Source organism: Chromobacterium aquaticum, assembly GCF_021129195.1.
Lineage (GTDB): Bacteria > Pseudomonadota > Gammaproteobacteria > Burkholderiales > Chromobacteriaceae > Chromobacterium > Chromobacterium aquaticum.
The window spans coordinates 69,367-87,203 of the sequence record NZ_JAJOHW010000108.1 but is presented as its reverse complement, the minus strand read 5'-3'; the positions used below and the strand labels follow the sequence as shown (position 1 = coordinate 87,203).

Here is a 17,837-nt window from a genome sequence, read left to right as displayed (position 1 = left end):
CACTTGGCTTTCCTGGCTCTATTGCTCCGGAGATCGTAAACAGGTTCTAAGAACCTGTTCAAAGTCTGCTGCGCTTCGGCGATACGGCGTTGAAAACAGCTTCGAAATGCTCATGTACCGCTTGTACATTCCGCTTTCTCAGCTGTTTTCGCCTTGTCTCGCTCTTGCTCGCGAGACTTTGAACAGGCTCTAAGTGGCGCCGGTATTTCAGTCTAGGCTTTCGATTTGACTAATGTACCAAAATTGGTACCATTCAAGTATGAATGCCCCCATCCTGGATGTTCGTTTCTACCAGACGGCAAGCGGTACGGAACCCGTGCGTGATTGGTTGAAAGCGCTGGAGGCTCCGGACCGGAAAGTCATAGGCGCAGCCATCAAGACGGTCCAGTTTGGCTGGCCGCTTGGCATGCCCTTGGTGCGGAAAATGGCCAAGGATTTATGGGAGGTCCGCATCCATCTGCCTGGGCGTATCGCCAGAGTGATGTTCACCGTGGTCGCGGAGGCGATGGTTCTGCTGCATGGTTTCATCAAGAAGTCGCAGGCCACCGCGAAGGAAGATTTGGGGCTGGCGCTTGCGCGGCTCAAACAGCTAGGGAATACATGATGAACAAAGAGCATATCGGCAGCCGCTTCGATGACTTTCTGGCCGAAGAGGGCATGCTGGAAGAAGCCACGGCAATCGCCGTGAAGCGGGTGATCGCCTGGCAGATTCAGCAGGAAATGAAGGCGCAGAAGCTGAATAAGACCGCTATGGCAAAGAAAATGCATACCAGCCGCGCGGCCTTGAACCGCTTGCTGGATGACACGGATACCAGCTTGACGCTGGCTACGCTGGCAGGCGCCGCGACGGCGCTTGGCAAGAAAATCAAGGTGGAGCTCGTTCCCGCCTGAAGCGTGTTTTTGATCCAATACGAGCAAAAAGCACCGTTCCCTAATCAGGAAAACGGTGCTTTTTTACGATGGCAGCGCAGTTTACGGCTAAATCCGTCGGCCGGGTTTAATGCCGGCGTCGCGGGTGCCGCGCCTCCAGCCAGGTGCGCAGGATTTGCGCGTCGTGCAGCTGGTGTTGGCTGTCGAGATGGCGGTAGACCTTAACCCGGCGCGCGCCCAGCCACAGCATGTGCTCAAGGTAGTTGAAGAAGCCCATCCAGTGGCCGCGCTGGCTGCGGTCGCCGAAGTCGATGTCGCGGGCGACGCGGCTGAGCAGGCCGGAACCGACATATTCCGGATTGTCCTTCAGCCATTGCAGCAGATGGGCGGCGCATTCGCGGCCATAGGCGCAGGCGATGTCGTAGTTCTCGGAGGCAGCGGGCATTTGCCAGTAGTGGGGGTAGTCGCGGGAGGGCAGGTAGCGGACGAAGGGGAGCAGGGTGGCCTGCTGTTCGCGGGCGGCCAGTTTGTAGCGGCGGCGGGAAGGTAGGGTGTAAGACATGGTGTTTCTCCTGCTGTGACACAAGATAAACCACCTGCCGGGTGAGGCTGAGGTATTAGGCAGGCGCGTGGCAGGATTGGCGTACCGGTCCGAAGTCTTGCCGGCGAGCGCATAGCGCTCTCCCACCATGCGCCTGCCAAAACGGCCTTGCCATGGATAAAGCAGCCAACGCAGCATGCTGCGTTGGCTTGTCGACTTCGGAAACGGGACGCCAATCCCGTGTGCCGCTTGTGGGCGGCAACGGGGGGATTGTTCCTGAGGGAGTGCTTGGGGTCAAGGCGGGGTGGTTGCTTTGATTGAGCGTGGCTTAGTTGTTGAGTGATCTGGTTTGGTTTTGAATCCGCTGCGCGGATATTGATTTAGGGCCGGTTCCGCCCGGCGAACGGGGAGGGGGCGGGCCGCCGCCCCCTTCCATCCCCCCTCGTCCCCCAGGACGCGAAACCCGGAGCGCGCCCCGAGGGGACACTTGGGCGCTACACGAGGTGGTCAATTCTCTAAATAGGAGGTAGTTGATTCACTGCTTGGGCCGCTCTGTGGGTAACTTTGCGCTGTTGCCTTTTCTGTGGATATCTCCAAAGAGCCAAGGAGAAACCACGTTTGCGACGCGCCCCTGGTCCCTTCAAGCCTGCCGACGGGTGGCAGGCCCGAGGTCTTAAGCGGCTGCCTGATTGAGCAGCGCGACGTTAGCGCACCATCACTGAGCGAATCAAAGATTCGCACGTAGAGAGTTCAGCCGCGCCTCGGGCCTGACGGGCCCCGGCGGGAAGCCGCAGGCCAGGCTTGCAGGGCGGCCTTTGGGGGACTACGTGCGAATCTTTGATTCGCTCAGTGATAGGGGAATTTGGCCGAGCAAATTCCACTTCCTGCCCGCCGGGCAGCCCCGGCAATGAAAATCATTATCCGCGTAGCGGATTCAAATTCCTTAGACACTAGCCCTAAGCAAGTGTAGGGCTGCGAAGAAGCAAACCCTACTCACCAAGCCCCCTCACGCAAACGCCAAAGCCCCGGTCAAATCCCCCGGCGGCTGCGCGCCGCGCGCGCGGAAGGCCGCATTGCGCGCGCTCACCCCCTCCAGCTCCGGCAAATCATGCAGCCGGCTGATGAAACGGATGATGGACGTGGTGTCGTAAAAGGTGTGATCCACATGTCCGCGCTTGGCGAACGGCGAGGCGATGATCGCCGGAATCCGCGAACCCGGCCCCCAGCGGTCCCCCGGCGGCGGCGCCACATGGTCCCACCAGCCGCCGTTCTCATCATGGGTGATCACCACCAGCATATGCTTCCACTGCGGCCCGCTCATCAAGTGCTGCAACACATTGGCCACGTGCTGGTCGCCGGATTCCACGTCGGAATAGCCGGCGTGCATGTTCAGATTGCCCTGCGGCTTGTAGAAGGCCACCGCGGGCAGTTTGCCGGCCACGGCGTCGGCGATGAAGCGGTTGGAAATCGGGCTGTCGCCCAGGCCGCCGTCCAGCAGATGGCGCTCGCGGGCGGCGCTGCCGGGCGCGAACTGGCGGAAGTAGTTGAAGGGCTGGTGATGATATTGGAAGTTGGGCGCGTCGCCGCCGCCCTTGCCGTCCAGCGCCGCCTGCCAGCTGCCGCCGTACCAGGCCCAGTCTATGTGCTTCTCGGACAAGAGGTCGCCTATGGTGCGGTAGTTTTGCGGCGGCAGGGTACTGGGGTCTTGCGGGTCGGCATAGCGTTTGTCGCCGCCTTCCGCCGGCCGCACGAAGCTGGGCTGGTAGGGCGGGGCCATGGTGTTGACCGCGTAGCCGTCCGGGGTGATGGCGCCGCTGTTGACGAATTTGGGCGGGCCGTCCAGCGCCGAGGCCGGGGATTTGGGGTCCAGCGCCAGTTGGCGGCCGGTGGGGCCGTCGGCCAGCACGGCGATTTTCTTCTTGGCCGGGGTCTGGGCGGCGTTGAAGTATTCCGGAGTGCGCGCGGAGATCAGGAACTGGTGGTTGAGATAGGAGCCGCCGAAGGCCGCCATGAAAAAGTTGTCGCACAGGGTGAAACGGCGGGCGATCTGCCATTGGTTGAGTGTGCGCGCGGTGTCCGGGTAGTGGCCCATCACCAGCGCGCCGGAATCGGCCCAGGCGACGAACTGGTCGTTGCGGCCATCGTTGATCTGCATCTGGTTGTGATAGAACAGATGGCAGAGATCGCGGGTGATCACCGCTTCCGGCAGCGGCTGGCCTTCGGCGTCCTTCAGCGGGAAGGGCGCGTTGGGCAGGCCGTGGATGTCTTTTTCTTCGATGAAATAGCGCTTGCCGGCCACGGTCTGGCCGGTGGGCACCAGGCCGCCCCAGATCTTGGGCAGGCCGGACAGCGGCTGACCGTCGCGGTCGCGTTGCTGCGCCTGTTCCGGCTTGACCGCGCTCAGCGGCTGGGCCACGCCGGGAAAGTTGCCGTAGAGGTTGTTGAAGCTGCGGTTTTCCAGGTAGATCACCACCACGTTCTTGATATTGGCCTTGAGCAGCGCGTCCAGCTGGCCGTGGCGCGGGTGCTTGCTGGCTGTTGGCGCGGCGGCGGCCGGCAAGGCGCAACTGGCGCCGATGGCGGCCAGGCCTTCGAACAGGCGGCGGCGGGAGGGGTCTTGCGGGGTGTCCGTTTCGGCTGGCAACGGGCTGTCCTGTTCATCGGCTGCGGTCATGATGCGTCCTTGTCTGGGGGCGTGCGGTGTGGTCCATCATCCCGCCGCCGTGTTGCGGCTGGATGTCGGTGTTTAGTTGGCGCGCAGCGCGGCGGCGCGGGCTTCCGCCAGCGGCTGCAGCACTTCTTCCGGCAGGAATTCGCGGAACAGGGTGTCCGCCGGCGGCGCTTCGCGCAGCAGTTCTATCGGGTCGCGGCCGTCCAGGCTGCCAAGGTTGGGCGCGTGGACGAAGTAGCCCAGCAGCCGTTGCAGCCGCGGCGGCAGCGTGCGGGCCAGTTCGCGGGAAACGGCGAGGTATTGGTTTTCCGCCTGGCGCAGCCAGCCCAGGTTGTAGCTGATGACCACGCCGGTACGCGCTTGGGCGCTGTGGTTGGCGCCGCCGCCGTGGACCAGCGAACCCAGATAGATCAGCACCGAGCCGGCGGGCATGGCGGCGCTAATGACTTCTTCCGGCCTGGGGTCTCGCGGCTCCGGCCAGCGGTGGCTGCCGGGCACGACGCAGGTGGCGCCGTTCTGTTCGGTGAAGTCGTCCAGCGCGTACATGCAGTTGATCATTTTTTCCGATCCAGGCGCGGTGCCGGGGAACATCAGATCATCGCTGTGCAGGAATTGGCGCGGCTCGCCGGGTCCGATGCTGATGGCCTGGGTCAGGTTGAGCTGGTATTCGCGGCAGCCGCGCAGCAGGAAGGCGTCCATCACTTGCAGGATCAAGGGATGAATGGCGAGCTCGCGGGTGGCGGGCACGCGTTCGATCAGGCCGCTGAGCCGGCGGGTGACATGGCCGTAGAAATCACCCTGACAGGGGGCGGTGCGGTCCAGCAGGGTGTGCAGCTGGGCTCGGAACTGGGCCAGGCCTTCCGGGGTCAACAAGTGCTCGATCACGATGCCGCCGTCTTGTTCTAGCGCGGCGATCAGGGTTGCCGGCGCGGTGTCCGGTCGGAAGTGTTGCAGGCTGGGCATGTGTTGGGTTCCATCGCATTGTCGAGTCGCCGACGCGGTGCGCGGCGCTGTGCTGTGGTGGGATGTTATATTCCGGACATTCGCCATGTCTGCGGAGCCGGCCTTTAGGTCAGGTCATTGACTATCTATATAGTGAATGTATTTATTAATGTGAATGGCGTTCGCCGCGGCTTGTGCGCGGCGGGTTTTCGACCTTACCCTGAGCCCTTGCCGCCATTCGCCGCTGAGGAGTCCGCATGAGTGTGTCCCTGTTGAGCCGTTACGCTTTTTTCTCCTGTTGTCTGTTGTTTACCCTGTTCAGCCTGCCTTTCGTTCATTACGAGTGGCTGTGGCCGTTCACGCTGGCTGCCGCCGCGCTGACGCTGCTGGGGGTGTTCGATCTGCTGCAAACCCGTCACGCGGTGCGGCGCAACTACCCGATCCTGGGCAATATCCGTTACCTGGTGGAAAGCATCCGTCCGGAAATCCGCCAATATCTGCTGGAGTCCGACCGTGAGCAGTTGCCGTTTTCGCGCGCGCAGCGTTCGCTGGTGTATGCGCGGGCCAAGAACGAGGGCGCGGACAAGCCGTTCGGCACCTTGATCGATGTGTACCAGCCGGGTTTCGAGTTCATCAGCCATTCGATGCGGCCGGCGCCGCTGAGCGATCCGGCCGGTTTCCGCGTGGAGATCGGCGGCCCGCAATGCGCGCAGCCGTATTCGGCGTCCCTGTTCAATGTGTCGGCGATGAGTTTCGGCGCGCTCAGCGCCAATGCCATCCGCGCCTTGAACCAGGGCGCGCAGCGCGGCGATTTCTATCACGACACCGGCGAAGGCAGCATCAGTCCTTACCACTTGGAGCATGGCGGTGCGCTGGTGTGGGAGCTGGGCAGCGGTTATTTCGGCTGCCGCGACGCGGCCGGCGGTTTCGACGCGGAGCGCTTCGCCGAGCAGGCGCGCAATCCGCAGGTGAAAATGATCGAGATCAAGCTGAGCCAGGGCGCCAAGCCTGGCCATGGCGGCATTCTGCCCAAGCACAAGGTGACGCCGGAAATCGCCGCCACCCGCGGTGTGCCGCTGGGGCAGGATTGCGTGTCGCCGTCGCGCCACAGCGCGTTTTCCACGCCGCTGGAGATGATGGCCTTCATCGCGCGGCTGCGCGAGCTGTCCGGCGGCAAGCCGGTGGGCTTCAAGTTTTGCCTGGGCCATCCGTGGGAGTTCATGAGCATCGCCAAGGCGATGCTGGAAACGGGGATTCTGCCGGATTTCATCGTGGTGGACGGCAAGGAGGGCGGCACCGGCGCGGCGCCGCTGGAGTTCACCGACCATATCGGCGTGCCGCTGCGCGAGGGCTTGCTGTTTGTCCACAATGTGCTGGTGGGTCTGAATCTGCGCGACAAGATCAAGATAGGCGCCAGCGGCAAGCTGGTCAGCGCTTTCGATATCGCCAGCGTGTTGGCGATAGGCGCGGACTGGGCGAATTCCGCGCGCGGTTTCATGTTCGCCATCGGCTGCATCCAGAGCCAGAGCTGCCATACCAACCGCTGCCCCACCGGGGTGGCGACGCAGGACAAGCTGCGCCAGCGCGCGCTGGTGGTGCCGGACAAGGCGGACCGGGTGTTCCATTTCCATCGCAACACCATGAAGGCGCTGGCGGAGATGCTGGCCTCGGCCGGGCTGGAGCATCCGTCTCAGCTGCGGCCGCACCACTTGGTGCGCCGCGTCAGCGATACCGAGATCCGCCTGTTTTCACAGCTGCACGTTTTCCTCAAGCCGGGCGAGTTGCTGGAGCCTGAGATCAAGGCGGCGTTCTATGGCCGCATGTGGCAGATGGCGCGGGCGGGCAGCTTCGAGGCCCAGCTGGTCTGAGCCTATTGCGGGGAGGGCGCGGCGCCGCTTTCTTCGTCGTCCGCGTCCTTGGGCGGCGGCAGGATGCGCCATTGACCGTCTTGGCGGCTGAAGCGCATCCGTTGCTCGCGCTCCACCGGCTTGCCGGTGAGTTTGCGGCCTTGATAGTGGACTTCGCAGTCCAGGGTGGCGTTTTCTTCGTCGGCCTGGCAGTCGTCCACCGCGGTGACGCGCAGGTCCTTGAGCATGGATTCCACCATGGAGCGCATCAGCAGGGTGTGGGTGGATTCCGGCTTGGCGTCGAGATCGGCGAGCGTCTGGGCCTTGAAGGCGGCTTCCGCCTCGGCCGGCGTTGGCTGTTCGGCCGGGGCGGCTTGGGCGAAGCCGGCGGCCAGACCGGCGAGCAATATGATGATGTTTTGTTTCATGCCGCGACTTTAAGCCGGTTTGACCGGGGCCGGCAAGGCGGTCGATGGCGCCGGTTTTTATTCGCGGTGGTGGGCGATCAGCTTGGCCAGCGCGGCGCTGACCAGCGGGTTGCTGACGCTGGAGGCGGCTTCTTCCATGCCGTCCAGCGCGTTTTGGCTGATTTTCAGTTTCTTCTCGCGCGGCTTGCGCGCCAGGCGCACGTCCACCTTGACCCGGGTCTTGCCGGCGATGAAGCCTTGCTTGGCCAACTGCGGCAATAGGCCGGGCGCGAGCATGCGCAGGCGGGCGGCGATGATGCCGGTGTCGGTGTAGATCACCAGTTCGTCGTCGCGGATGCGCACGGCGCGGCAAGTGCCGGCCAGCAGCGGCGGCAGCAGCTTCTGGAAGGCGCGGTCCAGCTTCATCAGCTCTTTGGCCTCGGCGGTGAGCCGGGTCAGGGTGCTGTCTTTGCTGGCGATGTCGTTGAATTGGCGTCCGGACATGGCAGGCTGTCTAGTGAAAACAGTTCATTGTAGCCGCTGACGGGGGCGCTTGGGGAGGCTGAGGCCAGTGTGTTTCGGAGGGCCGGCCGGGCGCGGGCCCGGCCGGAGGCCTTATTGGCCGCCTTCCACGTCTTCCAGACTGAAGGTTTCGGTATGGTCGTTGTAGGAGAAGATTTCCGCGTAGCGTCCCCAACTGATCACGGTGTCCAGCGTTTCCTCGGCGGCCTCGTCGGACAATGAGTCTTCCAGTTCCTGGGCGAATCGCAGCCGCGGCGCGCGCTGGCCGGGGCGTTCCTGTAGCACTTTGCGGATGTGGGCGGCCATGGGCACATGGCGCTGCAAGTGCTCGGCGAACTGCACCTTGCGTTCCTGGGTGCCGTAGTCGGCGAACAGCTTGCCGGCGGCGGTGAGCAGGATGTCGCCGTCCTTGAGTTCGGCGAAGCCCAGATGCTCGAGAATTTCCGCCACCGGGAATAATTCATCCACTTCCAGCCGCAGTTTTTCCGCGATTTCCGGCATGTCGGCCTTGCCGTGGTAGGGCGCTTGCGCCACTTCCTCGATCAGGCCGGCCATCAGGTTGGTGGAGACCTCGCTCAGCTGACTGCCGATTTCCAGCGGCAGCTTGTGCAGGGTGTGGGCGCTGCGGCGCGCTGTCATCAGCGCGTAGATGTCGTCCACCATCTTGCGGAAGGCCGGGTCCAGCCGGTTGCGGCGATGCGGGAACGGCACTTTGATCTCCGCCACCACGCGGCCGGGGTTGGACGACAGCACCAGGATGCGGTCGCACATGAACACGGCTTCTTCGATATTGTGGGTGACGATGAGCACCGACTTGATCGGCAGCTGGCCCTGGCTCCACAGGTCCAGCATATCGGTGCGCAGCGTTTCGGCGGTGAGCACGTCCAACGCGGAGAAGGGCTCGTCCATCAACAGCAGCGTCGGATTGACCACTAGGCCGCGGGCGAAGCCGACGCGTTGGCGCATGCCGCCGGACAGCTCGCGCGGATAGGCGTTTTCAAAGCCGTCCAGGCCGATCAGGTCGATGGCGGCCAGCGCGCGGCGGCGGCGTTCCTTGGCTTCCACGCCCAGCGCTTCCAGGCCGGCTTCCACGTTTTGCAGCACGGTCAGCCACGGGAACAGCGCGAAAGTCTGGAACACCATGGCCACGCCTTCGGCCGGGCCGGTCAAGGGCTTGTCGTGGTAGCGGACGTCGCCGCTGCTTTGCTTGATCAGGCCGGCGATGATGCGCAGCAAGGTGGATTTGCCGGAGCCGGAGCGGCCGAGCAGGCCGACGATCTCGCCTTCGCGCAGCGTCAGGTTGACGTCGTCCAGCACCTGGATTTCGTCATTGCCCTTTTTGAAACCGCGACAAACGTTTTCCAGCCGGAAAATTTCCCGCCCCGGGGTGATGGTGTCTTGAGTCATGGTTGCCCCCTTAGTTGAGACGGAGTTTGTTTTCGGCGATCGCGTACATGGGACGCCACAGCAGGCGGTTGAACAGGACGACGAACAAGGACATCACCGCGATGCCGAGCAGGATCTTGGGGTAGTCGCCGGCGGCGGTGGTCTGGGCGATATAGGCGCCCAGGCCGTGGGCGGCCAGTTTGTCGTCGCCCCAGGACACGTATTCGGACACGATGCTGGCGTTCCATGCCCCGCCGGATGCCGTTATCGCGCCGGTGACATAGTAGGGGAAGATGCCGGGCAGCATCACTTGCCGCCACCATTGCCAGCCGCGGATGCGGAAATTGGCCGAGGCTTCGCGAAAATCGTTGGGGAAGGCGCTGGCGCCGGCCACCACGTTGAACAGGATGTACCACTGGGTGCCGAGCACGATCAGCGGCGACAGCCAGATGTCCGGGCTCAGCTTGAAGTGGACGATGAAGACCACGAATACCGGGAACAGCAGGTTGGCCGGGAAGGCGGCGAGGAATTGCGCCAGCGGCTGGATCTTTTCCGCCAGCGCCGGGCGCAGGCCGATGTAAACGCCCAAGGGCACCCAGACCAGGGAGGCCAGCAGGATCAGCAGCGATACCCGCAGCAGGGTGATCAGGCCCAGGCCCAGCACGCGCAGCACCTCGGATGCGCCCACTTCGCTGTGGATGAAGGTCACCAGCTTCCAGCTGGCGAGCAGGCCCAGCACCGCCACCAGCAGCCACCAGACCACGTCGATGCCGCGCGACACCGGAGTTTGCGCTTCGGAATGCAGGCCTTGCGGCAGCCGGTAGTCGAGACGCAGTCGGGCGATCACGCGCAGCAGTTTGCTGAAGGGCTTGAGCAATTGCTGGATGGCGCGGGTGCGCTGGATCAGGTTCAGCACCCAGGATTCCGGCGCCGATTGGCTGGCGGTGTCTTCCAGGCGGAATTTATCGGCCCAGGCCACCATCGGGCGGAACAGGAATTGGTCGTAGATGATGATGACCACGGTCATGGTCAGGATCACCCAGCCGACGGCGGCGAGGTTCTTGTTCTGAATGGCCATGGCCAGGTAGGAGCCGACCCCGGGCAGGGTGACGGTCTTGTCGCCGACGGTGATGGCTTCCGAGGCCACCACGAAGAACCAGCCGCCGGACATGCTCATCATCATGTTCCAGATCATGCCGGGCATGGAGAACGGCACTTCCAGCTTCCAGAACTTCTGCCACGGCGTCAGCCGCAGATTGACCGAGACTTCTTCCAGATCGCGCGGCACGGTGCGCAGCGATTGGTAGAAGCTGAAGGTCATGTTCCAGGCCTGGCTGGTGAAAATGGCGAAGATGGCGGCGAATTCCGCGCCCAGCACCCGACCGGGAAACAGCGCCAGGAAGAAGGTGACGGTGAAGGAGATGTAGCCGAGCACCGGTACCGATTGCAGGATGTCCAGGATGGGCACCAGCAGCAGGCCGGCGCGACGGCTCTTGGCCGCCAGCGTGCCGTAGATCAGGGTGAAGACCAGGGCGGCGGCCATGGCGGCCAGCATGCGCAGCGTGGTGCGCAATGCGTATTCCGGCAGATTGGCCGGGTCCAGCGTGATCGGTACGGTTTGCAGCGCGGTCAGCGGCGCCCAGGTTTCGCGGATGCCGGTAGTGGCCATCAACAGGAAACCCAGCAATAGCGGAAACGCGATCAAATCCCAGCGGTTGGGAATCAGCCGCTTGGCGGTGGCGGGCATGAAATGGCGGACAACGGTAGTCATCTGGCCTCTCCGGTTTAGCGCCGCCGACAGCGCCGCCTGCGGCGGTCAGCGGTTCTTTAGTCTGTTTTATTCGGGCGGAGCCGCGGCAGCGGGACACGCGGCCGGAAGCGGCATGCCCGTCATCTGAAGCATAGGCCAAGGGCATCGGGCGTGGACTACGGGCAAGGCCATGCATCGGGAATGGGTACGCATGGCGTCGGCGCTGGATACTAGCAGAGTTGTGAGTGCGGGAATGTTACCGGCACGGCAGATTTGTTGGTGTTTTGTGACGAATTGTACTGACGCAAATCAAGGGCTTGGGCGTGGCGCCGCCGCGCCGTGGAACACGGGACGGCGGCGCTGCCGGCAAGGGATTTACAGCACGTTGACCGCAGCGGCGCCAGCCGCCACTTCCACGGTCTTGACGCTGAGCGTGGCCGGGCTGGGCGCGACGCCGTTGCTGACGGCGCCCACCTTGTGGAACACGCAGCTGAGCTTGGCCGGGGTCAAGGTCACCAGCGCATAGCCCTGGGCGTCGCTGTCCACGTATTTGAGCCAGCTGTTGAAGCTTTGCAAGGTGTTGGTGAAGGTGTTGACCACCTGGCCGCTGGCCGTGGTGTAGATCAGCGGCTTGGCCTTGGAGAAGGCCGGCACGGTGTCCACTACGTTCTTGAAATAGCTGAACAGCGAGTTGCTGGACACGCCGGCGGTGACCAGGTCCACCATCACCGGGCTGGGGCTGGCGGCGTCGTAGTCGTCCATCACCGGGCCGGCGAAGAAGGCGTGGATGTCGCCGGTGAGCGCCACCACATTGCCTATGGACTGGGCTTTCAGATAGGCCATCAGCGCCTTGCGCTCGGCGTTGTAGCCGTCCCATTGGTCGGCGTTGAGGATGAATTTGTCGAAGAACAGCGACGGCGGCAGGCCGGCGTCCAGGCCGGGCTTGATGCTGGCGTTAAAGGTGCCGGCGGAGATCGCGCCGCCGCTGAGGCTGCTCAACAGCGGCTGGGTGTTGGTATAGCTGACCACCGGAGTGGCGCCGCTGGTGTTGGCGGCGGCCAGGTCCAGATAGAGAGCGCCTTGTAATTGGGCGATTTGCGGCTGGCTCAGCGTCAGGCCGAAACCGGCCAATTGCGGCACCAGGCCCTGGGTCAGCAGCGCGGCGACCGCGACGGTGCCGTCAAAGCCCATGCGCAGCAGCGACACCTCATTGCCCCACAGCTTCCAGGTGGTGGTGGCGGACTTCATCTGACCCTGCCACCAGGCGCGCTGGGTTTCGCCCAGCACCGACACGCTCAGCAGATTGCCGCCGGTGGACGTCATCTTGGCGGCTTCGACCTGGGACAGGATGTCCTGCGGCACAAAGTAGCGGCTGCCGATTTCGCTGCCGGTCTGGGTTTCCGGAATGATGTGATCGCTGCGGTACAGGCGCTCGTCGGTCATCACCAGCGTGGCCAGGTCGCCGAACACGAAGCTGCGGTAGATCTGGATGTTCTGGAACGAGGGATTGTTCAGGTCCAGCTGGACATCGGCCGGCATGTTTTCGAACCAGGCCTGGCTGGCGCTGCGGCGGCGCGCGGTTTGCGGCGTGCTGTCGTCGGTGGCGCTGTATTCCTGGCGGTCCTGCCAGCAGTCGTCGGAAAACTCGTGGTCGTCCCAGATCGCTATCATCGGGAAGCTGGCATGCAGCTTCTGCAGCCGGGCGTCGCCGCGATAGGCCTTGTACAGCGAGCGGTAGTCCGCCAGCGTGGTGGCGTAGATCGCGCCGTCGGCGCGCTTGGTGCCATTGGGCAGGCTCAGCGCCGGGTGGCGGCTTTCATTGCCGCCGCTCTGGAAGCCGGCGCCGACGGTCTCGTAGATGTAGTCGCCCAGGTGGACGATGAAGTCCAGGTCCTGCGTGGCCAGTTCGTCGAAGGCGCCCCAGTGGTTGACGCTCCAATCCTGACAGGAAATGAAGGCGAACTTGAGCTGGGACAGCGGGGTGCCGGCCGCCGGCGCGGTCTTGGTACGGCCGGTCATGCTGACCGCCGCGCCGGTGAGGAAGCGATAGTAGTAAGTGGTGGCGCTGTTGAGGCCGGTGACTTTGTGGCGGAGGGTGTAGTCCCAGGCGGGCTGGGCGCTGAGCGCGACATTGACCAGCAGGGTGGAGAAGTCGGCGCGGTCGGACAATTGCAGCGTGACCTTGATGTTCTGGCCGCCGCTGCCACCGTCGGCGCGGGTCCACAGGATGATGCTGTCCGGCTTGGGGTCGCCGGAGGCCACGCCCTGGCCGAAACCGCTGCCGGCTATGCCCTCGGCCGCGTCCTTGCCCCCCGGCTGGCTGGCTGCGCCGCCGCTGCCGCCGCAGGCGGACAGGGCGCCGGCCGCGGTGGAAACGGTCAAAAAGCTGCTCCATTTCAAAAACTGTCTGCGATCCATCTGTTCCCCTCTGTAGGTGGCGCTGCGTGTTGCGCGGTTGAGCCGGGCCGTGGACGGCCCTTGTTTGGAAAGGCGCTATTGTTTGAGGGGATTATTAAATTGGCATGACAGCGGGTGTCAATTTAATTGAGTGTTTGCTCGAATTTGCCGGCGAATCGTAGTCTAAAACCAACACTTGTTTGATTCGCGGCCGGCCAAGGCCGCGGCGAGCGGGGTGGGGGCTCAGGCGGGGGAGCGGCTTCGGCGCCGGCGGAAAAAGGCCGGGTTTGTTCCGCTCGGCCTCTTGATACAGCGCAACCGCGCCCCAATAAAACAAGACTGCTAATGTGCTACACTTTCAGGCATTTTTGCGGACACCTATCTAAACAGCCCGCTGGTCTCTGGATTCGATTACATGATTTCTTCTTTGCTCAAAAAAGTATTCGGCAGCCGCAATGACCGGCTCCTGAAGCAATTCCGCCAGACGGTGGTGCGTATCAATGCTCTGGAAGAGGGCTTGAAAGCGTTGTCCGACGAGGCCTTGGCAGCTAAAACCGACGAGTTCAAACAGCGTCTGGCCAAGGGCGAGACGGTGGACGATCTGCTGCCGGAAGCCTTCGCGGTATGCCGCGAGGCCTCGCGCCGCGTGCTGGGCATGCGCCATTTCGACGTGCAACTGATCGGCGGCATGGTGCTGCACTACGGCAAGATCGCCGAGATGCGCACCGGCGAGGGCAAGACCCTGGTGGCCACGCTGCCGTCCTACCTGAACGCGCTGACCGGCGACGGCGTGCATGTCGTCACCGTCAACGACTACCTGGCCAGCCGCGACGCCGGCATCATGGCCAAGCTGTACAACTTCCTGGGCCTGTCCGTCGGCGTCAACCTGTCCCAGATGCCGCATGACGAGAAGCAGGAAGCCTACGCCTGCGACATCACCTACGGCACCAACAACGAATTCGGCTTCGACTATCTGCGCGACAATATGGTGTTCAGCGTGGAAGAGAAGGTGCAGCGCAAGCTCGCCTACGCGGTGATCGACGAGGTGGACTCCATCTTGATCGACGAAGCGCGCACCCCGCTGATCATCTCCGGCCCGGCTGACGACAATATCGACATGTACCAGCGCATGAACGCGGTGCCGCCGATGCTGAAGCGCCAGGAAACCGAAGAGGGCGAGGGCGATTACTGGGTGGACGAGAAAGCCAACTCGGTGATGATGTCCGAAGCCGGCCACGAGCACAGCGAGGAAATCCTCACCCGCCTGGGCCTGCTGAAGGACGGCGACAGCCTGTATTCCGCCACCAACATCACCCTGATGCACCACCTGATGGCCGCGCTGCGCGCCCACTCGCTGTTCCACAAGGACCAGCATTACGTGGTGCAGGACGGCGAAGTGGTGATCGTGGATGAATTCACCGGCCGCCTGATGTCCGGCCGCCGCTGGTCGGAAGGCCTGCACCAGGCGGTGGAAGCCAAGGAAGGCGTGGAGATCAACCGCGAGAACCAGACGCTGGCGTCCATCACCTTCCAGAACTACTTCCGCCTGTACGGCAAGCTGGCCGGCATGACCGGCACCGCCGACACCGAGGCTTACGAATTCCAGAGCATCTACGGCCTGGAAACCGTGGTGATCCCGACCAACCGGCCCATGGTCCGCAAGGACGCGCAGGACAAGGTCTACCGCTCCGCCAAGGAGAAGTACGACGCCATTCTGGCCGATATCAAGGATTGCCATGAGCGCGGCCAGCCGGTGCTGGTGGGCACCACCAGCATCGAGAACTCCGAGCTGATCGCCAATCTGCTGCAAAAGGCCAAGCTGCCGCACAATGTGCTGAACGCCAAGGAACACGCGCGCGAAGCCGACATCGTGGTGCAGGCCGGCAGTCCCGGCGTGATCACCGTGGCCACCAATATGGCCGGCCGCGGCACCGACATCGTGCTGGGCGGCAACCCGGAACCGGAAATCAAGGGCGTCGAGTCCGACGACAGCCTGTCCGCCGAGGAAAAGCGCGCGCGCATCGACAAGATCCGTGCCGATTGGCAAGTGGTGCATGATCAGGTGCTGGCCGCCGGCGGCCTGCACATCGTGGGCACCGAGCGCCATGAATCGCGCCGCATCGACAACCAGCTGCGCGGCCGTTCCGGCCGTCAGGGCGACCCGGGTTCCTCCCGTTTCTACCTGTGCCTGGAAGACCCGCTGCTGCGCATCTTCGCGTCCGACCGCGTCGCCGCGATCATGGACCGCCTGAAGATGCCGGAAGGCGAAGCGATCGAGCACCCGTGGGTGTCGCGTTCCATCGAGAACGCCCAGCGCAAGGTGGAAGGCCGCAACTTCGACATCCGCAAGCAGTTGCTGGAATACGACGATGTCGCCAACGACCAGCGCAAGGTGATCTACCAGCAACGCAATGAAATCCTGGTGGAAAGCGATGTGTCCGACGTGGTGGTCAATATGCGCGAAGGCGTGTTGTCCGACCTGGTGGACCAGCATCTGCCGCCGGAATCCATGGAAGAGCAGTGGGATCTGCCGGGCCTGGAGAAAACGCTGGAAGCCGAATTCCTGCTGCCGATCAAGGTCAGCGAATGGCTGAAGGCGGAACCGGCGCTGGACATCGAGTCCATCCGCGAACGCATCATCGAGCAAGCCGCCGAGACCTATCAGGCCAAGGTGGACCTGGCCGGCGACGGCGTGATGCGCCAATTCGAGCGCAGCCTGGTGCTGCAGATGCTGGACAACCACTGGCGCGAACACCTGGCGGCGATGGACCATCTGCGCCAGGGCATTCATCTGCGCGGTTACGCGCAGAAGAATCCGAAGCAGGAATACAAGCGCGAAGCCTTCGAACTGTTCGCCGACATGCTGGAGCGCATCAAGCGCAGCGTGGTCAATGTGCTGATGACGGTGCAGATCCGCAGCCAGGAAGACGTGGACGCGGTGGAGCCGCACCAGGTGGGCGAGTACGAAATGCAGCACGCGGCGCCGGGTTCGGCGCTGGGCGAGGACGAGGACAATCCGCTGTCCCCGGACGCGCTGGCGGCGCAAGGCCTGCGTATCGGTCGCAACGACGCCTGCCCTTGCGGCAGCGGCAAGAAGTACAAGCAGTGCCACGGTCGTCTGGAGTGATCCGGTAGCCGCAGGGCCAAAAGCCGACGCGAGAGCGTCGGCTTTTTTCATGCTCATGCGCTTTGCAAGCCAACGGCGCGGTGTTAGCATCGTCTCGGGTCAACAGTTCACCCAGGCGTCGCCGGTGTCCACACCACGCTAAACCTGTCTTGGCTAGATGCATCCCGCTTGGCTCGAACCCGTGCCAGGCCGTAACGGCGACCGCGGCAGTCCCTCCGACCTTGGCACGATGACAGGATTCGAACCATGTCTCGTACGCTTTATCCCTTTTATTGCAGTGATATCTCCGCCTTGGCGCGCGCGCTCAAACAGCAGTGGCAGCAGGAAAGCGCCCCGCCCAGCCATTTGAGCATACTCAATATGCTGGCGCGCGCCGCCGGTTTCCAGAACTTCCAGCATTGGCGCGCCGAGTGCGAGCGCCCGACGCTACCCGAGGCATCGGCCGAAACCACGCGCTTGTTGCGCCATTACGACGCCGAGGGACGCTTGACGCGCTGGCCGAAGAAGTTCAGCGAGCAGCGGCTGTGTCTGTGGGCCTTGTGGGCGGCCTTGCCGCGTGGCCGGCAATGGTCCGAGCCGGAAGTCAACGCGCTGTTGCGCGCGGAGGAGGTGTTCGGCGATCACGTGCTGCTGCGGCGCGAACTGGTGGAGCAGGGCTTGCTGGGGCGCACGCCGGATTGCCGTCAGTACTGGCTGATCGAGAATGAGGCGCCGGCGGAGGCCGGCGGGTTAATCGAACAGCTGGGCCTGCGCCGGACGCAGCGCCGCTAGCGCGGGCTGCGCTCAATCACGCCCGGCCACGGCCGGGCGTTGTCGTCACAGATAGGGCTTGATCGCCGCTTCCAGCTTTTTCTCGTCCAGGCGGCCGATCAGCTTGGCGGCCACCTTGCCCTTGCGGTCCAGCACCAGGGTGTAGGGCAGGCCGCCAGTGGCGTTGCCCAGGCTGCGCATCAGGCCCAGCGTGTCGCTGTCGCCCAGCAGGATGGGGTAGCTGATTTTCAGCTGGCGCACGAAGGCGCCGACTTCTTCCTTATTGTCCAGCGCCACGCCCACCACTTCCACGCCCTTGGGCGCCAGCTTGGCGCGCATGCTGTTCAGCATCGGCATTTCCTCGCGGCACGGCCCGCACCAGGTGGCCCAGAAATTCAGCACGGTGACTTTGCCCTTGTAAGCGGCGAGGGTGGTGTTGCCGCCTTGCAGGGTGGCGAAGCTGGTTTGTTCCAGCGTGGCCGCGGCCATGGCGGTCAAGGGCAGCAGCGCGATCAGCGCGGGGGCGAGCAGGCGTTTGAGCATGAGTGGATTCCTGGTAGGTGCTTGATGTTGATTGAATATTTACGTGCGGCGCCAAGCGCGGGCAGCGCGTCAAAATGGTTTCAT

Annotated in this window: 14 protein-coding genes; 5 read left to right on the top strand and 9 right to left on the bottom strand. The window is 63.6% G+C overall.

The window, feature by feature from the left end:
* Nucleotides 1-259: 259 nt before the first annotated feature.
* Nucleotides 260-604 (top strand): type II toxin-antitoxin system RelE/ParE family toxin, encoded by a 345-nt coding sequence (locus LQT98_RS17065; RefSeq protein ID WP_107797849.1) that lies wholly within the window; start codon nt 260-262, stop codon nt 602-604.
* On the top strand, nt 604-891 hold the full coding sequence (locus LQT98_RS17060) for an XRE family transcriptional regulator (protein WP_081546910.1): 288 nt from the start codon (nt 604-606) through the stop codon (nt 889-891). Before LQT98_RS17065 ends, LQT98_RS17060 begins: the two co-directional genes overlap by 1 nt.
* Nucleotides 892-997: 106 nt before the next feature.
* On the opposite strand, the gene LQT98_RS17055 is transcribed toward LQT98_RS17060, so the two are convergent.
* From LQT98_RS17055 to LQT98_RS17045, 3 genes are all read right to left on the bottom strand, one after another.
* Entirely contained in the window at nt 998-1,432 is a 435-nt protein-coding gene (locus tag LQT98_RS17055) for a hypothetical protein (protein ID WP_231463762.1), read from the bottom strand.
* Nucleotides 1,433-2,417: 985 nt separating this feature from the next.
* The gene (locus LQT98_RS17050; protein WP_231463760.1) at nt 2,418-4,085 is read right to left on the bottom strand and encodes an acid phosphatase; all 1,668 of its coding nucleotides are present in this window, start codon (nt 4,083-4,085) and stop codon (nt 2,418-2,420) included.
* 72 nt (nt 4,086-4,157) lie between these two features.
* Nucleotides 4,158-5,045: a phytanoyl-CoA dioxygenase family protein gene (locus LQT98_RS17045; protein ID WP_231463757.1), complete on the bottom strand. Its 888-nt coding sequence runs from the start codon at nt 5,043-5,045 to the stop codon at nt 4,158-4,160.
* Nucleotides 5,046-5,281: 236 nt separating this feature from the next.
* On the opposite strand from LQT98_RS17045, the gene LQT98_RS17040 reads away from it, so the two are divergent.
* On the top strand, nt 5,282-6,892 hold the full coding sequence (locus tag LQT98_RS17040) for an FMN-binding glutamate synthase family protein (protein WP_231463755.1): 1,611 nt from the start codon (nt 5,282-5,284) through the stop codon (nt 6,890-6,892).
* A 2-nt stretch (nt 6,893-6,894) separates the two neighbouring features.
* Here the strand turns inward: LQT98_RS17040 and LQT98_RS17035 are convergent, their stop codons facing one another.
* The 5 genes from LQT98_RS17035 to LQT98_RS17015 form a co-directional block, all read right to left on the bottom strand.
* Nucleotides 6,895-7,299: a hypothetical protein gene (locus tag LQT98_RS17035; protein ID WP_231463753.1), complete on the bottom strand. Its 405-nt coding sequence runs from the start codon at nt 7,297-7,299 to the stop codon at nt 6,895-6,897.
* Between the two features lie 57 nt (nt 7,300-7,356).
* Entirely contained in the window at nt 7,357-7,782 is a 426-nt protein-coding gene (locus tag LQT98_RS17030; protein WP_048408313.1) for a DUF721 domain-containing protein, read from the bottom strand.
* A gap of 111 nt (nt 7,783-7,893) precedes the next feature.
* Complete coding sequence (locus LQT98_RS17025; protein WP_048408312.1) at nt 7,894-9,207, bottom strand: ABC transporter ATP-binding protein; 1,314 nt, start codon at nt 9,205-9,207, stop codon at nt 7,894-7,896.
* A gap of 10 nt (nt 9,208-9,217) precedes the next feature.
* Complete coding sequence (locus tag LQT98_RS17020) at nt 9,218-10,957, bottom strand: ABC transporter permease (protein WP_231463751.1); 1,740 nt, start codon at nt 10,955-10,957, stop codon at nt 9,218-9,220.
* A gap of 354 nt (nt 10,958-11,311) precedes the next feature.
* Nucleotides 11,312-13,318 carry an alkaline phosphatase D family protein gene (locus LQT98_RS17015; protein ID WP_231463748.1) on the bottom strand — a complete coding sequence of 669 codons (2,007 nt, stop codon included), beginning with the start codon at nt 13,316-13,318 and terminating at the stop codon, nt 11,312-11,314.
* 430 nt (nt 13,319-13,748) lie between these two features.
* On the opposite strand from LQT98_RS17015, the gene secA reads away from it, so the two are divergent.
* Together secA and LQT98_RS17005 are read left to right on the top strand one after the other, a co-directional pair.
* Nucleotides 13,749-16,460: a preprotein translocase subunit SecA gene (gene secA / locus LQT98_RS17010; RefSeq protein ID WP_048408309.1), complete on the top strand. Its 2,712-nt coding sequence runs from the start codon at nt 13,749-13,751 to the stop codon at nt 16,458-16,460.
* Nucleotides 16,461-16,706: 246 nt separating this feature from the next.
* Nucleotides 16,707-17,231: a DUF2087 domain-containing protein gene (locus tag LQT98_RS17005; RefSeq protein WP_231463746.1), complete on the top strand. Its 525-nt coding sequence runs from the start codon at nt 16,707-16,709 to the stop codon at nt 17,229-17,231.
* Between the two features lie 45 nt (nt 17,232-17,276).
* Here LQT98_RS17005 and LQT98_RS17000 read toward each other — a convergent pair whose 3' ends face one another.
* Nucleotides 17,277-17,753 carry a TlpA family protein disulfide reductase gene (locus LQT98_RS17000; protein WP_048408307.1) on the bottom strand — a complete coding sequence of 159 codons (477 nt, stop codon included), beginning with the start codon at nt 17,751-17,753 and terminating at the stop codon, nt 17,277-17,279.
* Nucleotides 17,754-17,837 lie beyond the last annotated feature (84 nt).